This window comes from Desulfococcus sp. (genome assembly GCF_041737845.1).
Lineage (GTDB): Bacteria > Desulfobacterota > Desulfobacteria > Desulfobacterales > Desulfococcaceae > Desulfococcus.
Window position 1 is genome coordinate 1 of record NZ_JBGSQX010000044.1, and the last position, 4,477, is coordinate 4,477.

1 protein-coding gene is annotated in these 4,477 nt (G+C 69.0%); it reads right to left on the minus strand.

Going from position 1 to position 4,477, the window contains the following annotated elements; genetic code table 11:
- The coding region (locus tag ACEW8N_RS05240) for a Calx-beta domain-containing protein (protein ID WP_373498752.1) at window positions 1-4,477 on the minus strand (4,477 nt) is incomplete at both ends.

A 4,477-nucleotide genomic window follows, 5' to 3' on the forward strand; every position in this document is an offset into this window, starting at 1 on the left:
GGCGCCGAGGGCGTCGCCGCCCCCGGGGGCGTCCATGGTCTGCCAGCGGGTCCCGTCGTAGTGCAGGATCACCCCGTCATAGCCCACGGCGAAAACATCGCCTGCCGAGCTGCCCCAGACGCAGTCAAGAAAGAGAACAGGCCGGCCCGCGCCGTTCTCCATGGCCCGCCAGCCTGTGCCGTCGTAATGGAGGATGGTCCCGAACGCCCCCACGGCAAAGACGTCCGAGGCCCCGCTTCCCCAGACGCCGTAAAGGTGGGCCGTCGTGCCGCTCGCCATGCGCCGCCAGGCGGCGCCGTCAAAGTGGAGGATGACACCGTCGTACCCCACCGCGAACACGTCGTTTTCACCGGCGCCCCAGACGCCCTTGAGGTCCGGCACAGGACCGTCCGCCACGGCCATCTCCCGCCACTCGGCGCCGTCATAGCGAAGGATCACGCCGGCCCCGACCGCGAACACCCGCCGCGGGGAGGTTCCCCAGACCCCGCAGAGATCGCTCCCGGTGCCGCTCTCCTGGACCGTGAAGGCCTTGCCGCCGTCGTGATGGAGGATCAGCCCGTCGGCGCCCACGGCAAAGACGTCCGCGGCGCTGCTGCCCCAGACCGCCTCCAGGTGAAGGGTCTCCCCCGTGTCGAGGGACATGTCGTGCCAGGCGCCGCCGTCGAACCGGAGGATCGTCCCCCGCCAGCCCACGGCGAAGACGTTCCGGCCGTCTGCCCCCCAGAGCCCCTTGAGGTGGCTCTCCGTCTGGTACCCGGCATCATCCTGCCAGGAAACCGCCTCCACCAGCATCACCTCGGCCGTGTCGGGGGTCCCCAGCGAGGCGCCCTGGCCCGGGTTGTCGAGGCGGAGGCGGATCAATTCCGCCCCCTCGGTCCATCCGTCCGCCGAAACCGGGATCTCGACGGTTTTCTGCGATTCGCCGTCGGCAAACACCAGGGTCATGGCGATGCGCGAATAATCTTCGCCCGCCGCCGCGCTGCCGTCCAGGGTCTCGACATCGACCGTGACGCGGCCGCTCGTGCTCTCCTCCCGGATCACGGAGAAGGCGGCCTTCCCAGAAGCCTCCCAGGCCATGAACCGGTCGGCGGCGAACCGGAGGCTCCCCGGGTCGTTGTCGGCCACCACCATCGGAAGGGCAGCCGTCGTCCACCCCGCGGCCTCGGCCGTCACTGTCACGGGCCGGTCGCCGTTGATCACGGCGTCGTCGGCCACCGAAATGTCGAAATCGACCTGCATCCGCCCCGCGGGGAGGGTCACTGCAGCCGGCAGGATCAGATGCCCGGTCGGATCCGAGGCCAGCGCGACCGTCAGGTCCTGCGGCCATATGCCGGGGATCGCGACGCTTCCGCCCCCGGCCAGGCGCCCCGCGTTTTCGGAGACCGTTTCAGGCAGCGTGAGCGTCAACACCGTCACCTCGTTGTCCAGCACCGTCACCGTCCGCCGGTCGCCGGTCCAGCCGTCCACGCGGGCGGCGATCTCGACGGCCCGCGGGCCGTCGAAGATCCGGTCGTCCACGACGGTGAGGTCGAAGGCCGCGCCGGTTTCCCCTGAGGGGATCGTCACCGCGGCGGGGACCCGGAGCTTCGTTTTGTCGCCGGAGGTCAAGATCACGGCGACATCCCTATCCACGGGTCGGTCCACCGTGATCCGGCAGGACCCGGCGGCGGGATTCTTCCCCTCCGTCACCGTATCCGGCAGGGAAAGGGCCAGGGCGGCCGCCTCGTTGTCCGCCACCGCGACGAAGGCCGTGCCGATGCTCGACCCGGGCGTCGATGCCGTCACGGCCACCTGCCTTGCGCCGTCCAGAAGCGCGTCATCCAGGATGGTCAGGTCGAAGGCGGCGGAAAGTGCGCCCGCCGGGATGGTGACTGCGGCCGGAACGGCGATCTCGTCGGGGTCGTGAGACCTCAGGGTCACCGTCCGGTCCTCCGGCGACGAGCTGTCCAGGAAAACCTCGCCCCGCCCGGTAAGGAGGCCGTTCCCCTCCGCAGCCTGTTCCGGGAGCCGGATGCCCACATCGGCATAGTGCAGGATGAAGTTGTACCTGCCGACGACGAACACGGATCGGCCGGCGCCCCACACCTTTTCATAGGGGCCTGTCGGGGCCTCCATCCGGATCCACCGGCGGCCGTCGAAGTGAAACACCGCCCCGGAGGCCCCCACCACGAAAACATCGCTTTCCGACCGGCCCCACACCCCCCTGAGGGTGAGCCTGCTGCCGGCATCGATGCTCCGCCAGGCCGTCCCGTCGTAATGGAGAATGGTTCCGAGATGGCCGACGGCATAGACATCCGTCGGCGAGGCGCCCCAGACCCCATAGAGAACGCGGGTGGACCCGCTCTCCATGGGCTGCCATGCCCGGCCGTCCCAATGCAGCACGAGCCCGTTCCAGCCCACGGCGAAGCCCTCCCACGCCGGGCCGTCGCCGCCGTCTCCCTCCGGAAGGGGGGTGATCCACACCCCGAAAAGGTCCTCTGTCGTTCCGCTGTCCATCGCAAGCCAATAGGTGCCGTCAAAGGCTAATATGGTGCCCTCATCGCCCACGGCGACCAGTTGCATGCCGTCATCCGTGAGGCATCCGGAGACGTCGTTCAGGTTCGCATAGGTTCCCGAGGGCGATCTCCGCCAGCGGTACCCGTCGTACTGGAGGACCGTCCCCACATCCCCAACGGCGACCATCCGGTCGGCGGCATACCCCCAGATGCCGTTGAGGTCCGGATGGAAGCCGGTCTCCATCTGGTCCCAGCCAGTGCCGTCATGCCTCAGGATCGTCCCCATGTTTCCGACGGCGAATGCATGGGACCCCGATTCCGATTCGACTGCGCCCCCCCAGACATCGTTCAGATCGACATCGGCCGGTTTGCTGAGCTTCCATTCAGCCCCGTCGAAGCGGAGGATCAGGCCGTCGCTGCCCACGGCGAAGACCGCGGTCGCCGCCCCGCTTCCGGCACAGGCGCCCGAGACGCCCCACAGGCTCTCCCCGGACCCGCTCTCCATGGGGTGCCAGCCGGTCCCGTCGTACCGCAGCACCAGGCCCTTTCTGCCGACCGCATAGATATCCGTTTCCGAACATCCCGAGAGGGCGTAGAGATGGTCTGTCACGCCGCTTTCCATGGGCCGCCAGGCGCTGCCGTCGTAGTGAAGGATCACGCCCCCGTTGCCGGCGGCATAGACATGGTTTCCGGAGGTTCCCCAGATCCCATAGAGGCGCTCGCCGGTTCCGCTCTCCATCGCCCGCCAGGCGGCGCCGTCGTAGTGAAGGATGGTGCCCTTGGCCCCCACTGCGAAGACATCGTTCTCCGACGCCCCCCATACGCGCTCCAGCACCTGCGCGTGGCGCATGATCTCCCGCCACTCGCGCCCGTCGTAGTGAAGGATCATCCCGCCCGCGGCGGACGTCCCGCCCACGGCATAGACATTGCCGCCCGAGGTGCCCCAGACGCCGCTCAGGGCCTCGAAGCCGCCGCCGTCGATCATTTTCCGCCACGCCGTCCCGTCAAAGTGAAGGAGGATGCCGCCCTCGTCCGCGTCGTCGCCGACCGCGAAGATATCGTTCTCGGCGGCACCCCACACATCGTAGAGGGTTCCGCTCAGGGGGGTGTCCATATAGCGCCACGCCGCGCCGTCGTGGTGGAGGACCGTTCCATAGGTGCCCACCGCGTAGACATTGCCGCCCGGGGTGGCCCAGACCGCCCTCAGCACATCGCTCCCCCGTTCCGCAATGGACCAGAATGCGTCTCCGTCCAGAACGGTGATCGCCCCTTCATCCCCCCTGAACCCTGGAGAGGTTGCGGAGATCCGGACCGACTGGGCGTCGTCGAGCAGGTCGTCCCTCACGGGGAAAATATCGAACACCGCCGCGGTCTCCCCGGCGGGGATGGTCACCGTCCCGGGGACGGCCGCCTCTCCGGGGTCGTCGGAGGCGAGGGTGACGACCACATCCTCGGAAAAGGGCACCGGGACGCTTACCTTCCCTGCGCCGGGCAGGGTCCCCTCCCCTTCCCGGGCCAGGGGCGCGAGGGTGAGGGTGAGCCCGTACCGGTCGTCATCCTTGACGGCGAGGGCCGCCGATCCGCCTGTCCAGCCGGTCACCCGGGCCGTCACACCGGCCGTTTCCACCGCGTCGATCACGGTGTCGTCGGTGATGCGGATGTCAAAGACGGCCCGGTCCGCGCCGGCGGGAATGACCACCGACGGCGGGACCTTCACTGCCGCGGGGTTGTCGGAAGCGAGGAAGACGGTGACGTCCCGGCCGGCCGGGACGCTCATCCTCACCAGGCCCCGCCCTGCGAGATCGACCCCCTCGAACACCTCGTCGGGAAGATCGAGAAACAAAACCGCGGTCTCGTCGTCCGTCACCTCCACCGCGGCAACCCCGGGGGCAAGGCCCGGGGCCGCCGCCGCGACGCGCACCGAACGTGTGCCGTCCGCCATGGCGTTGTCCGGAGCCTCGATGTCAAAGGCCGCGGAAACC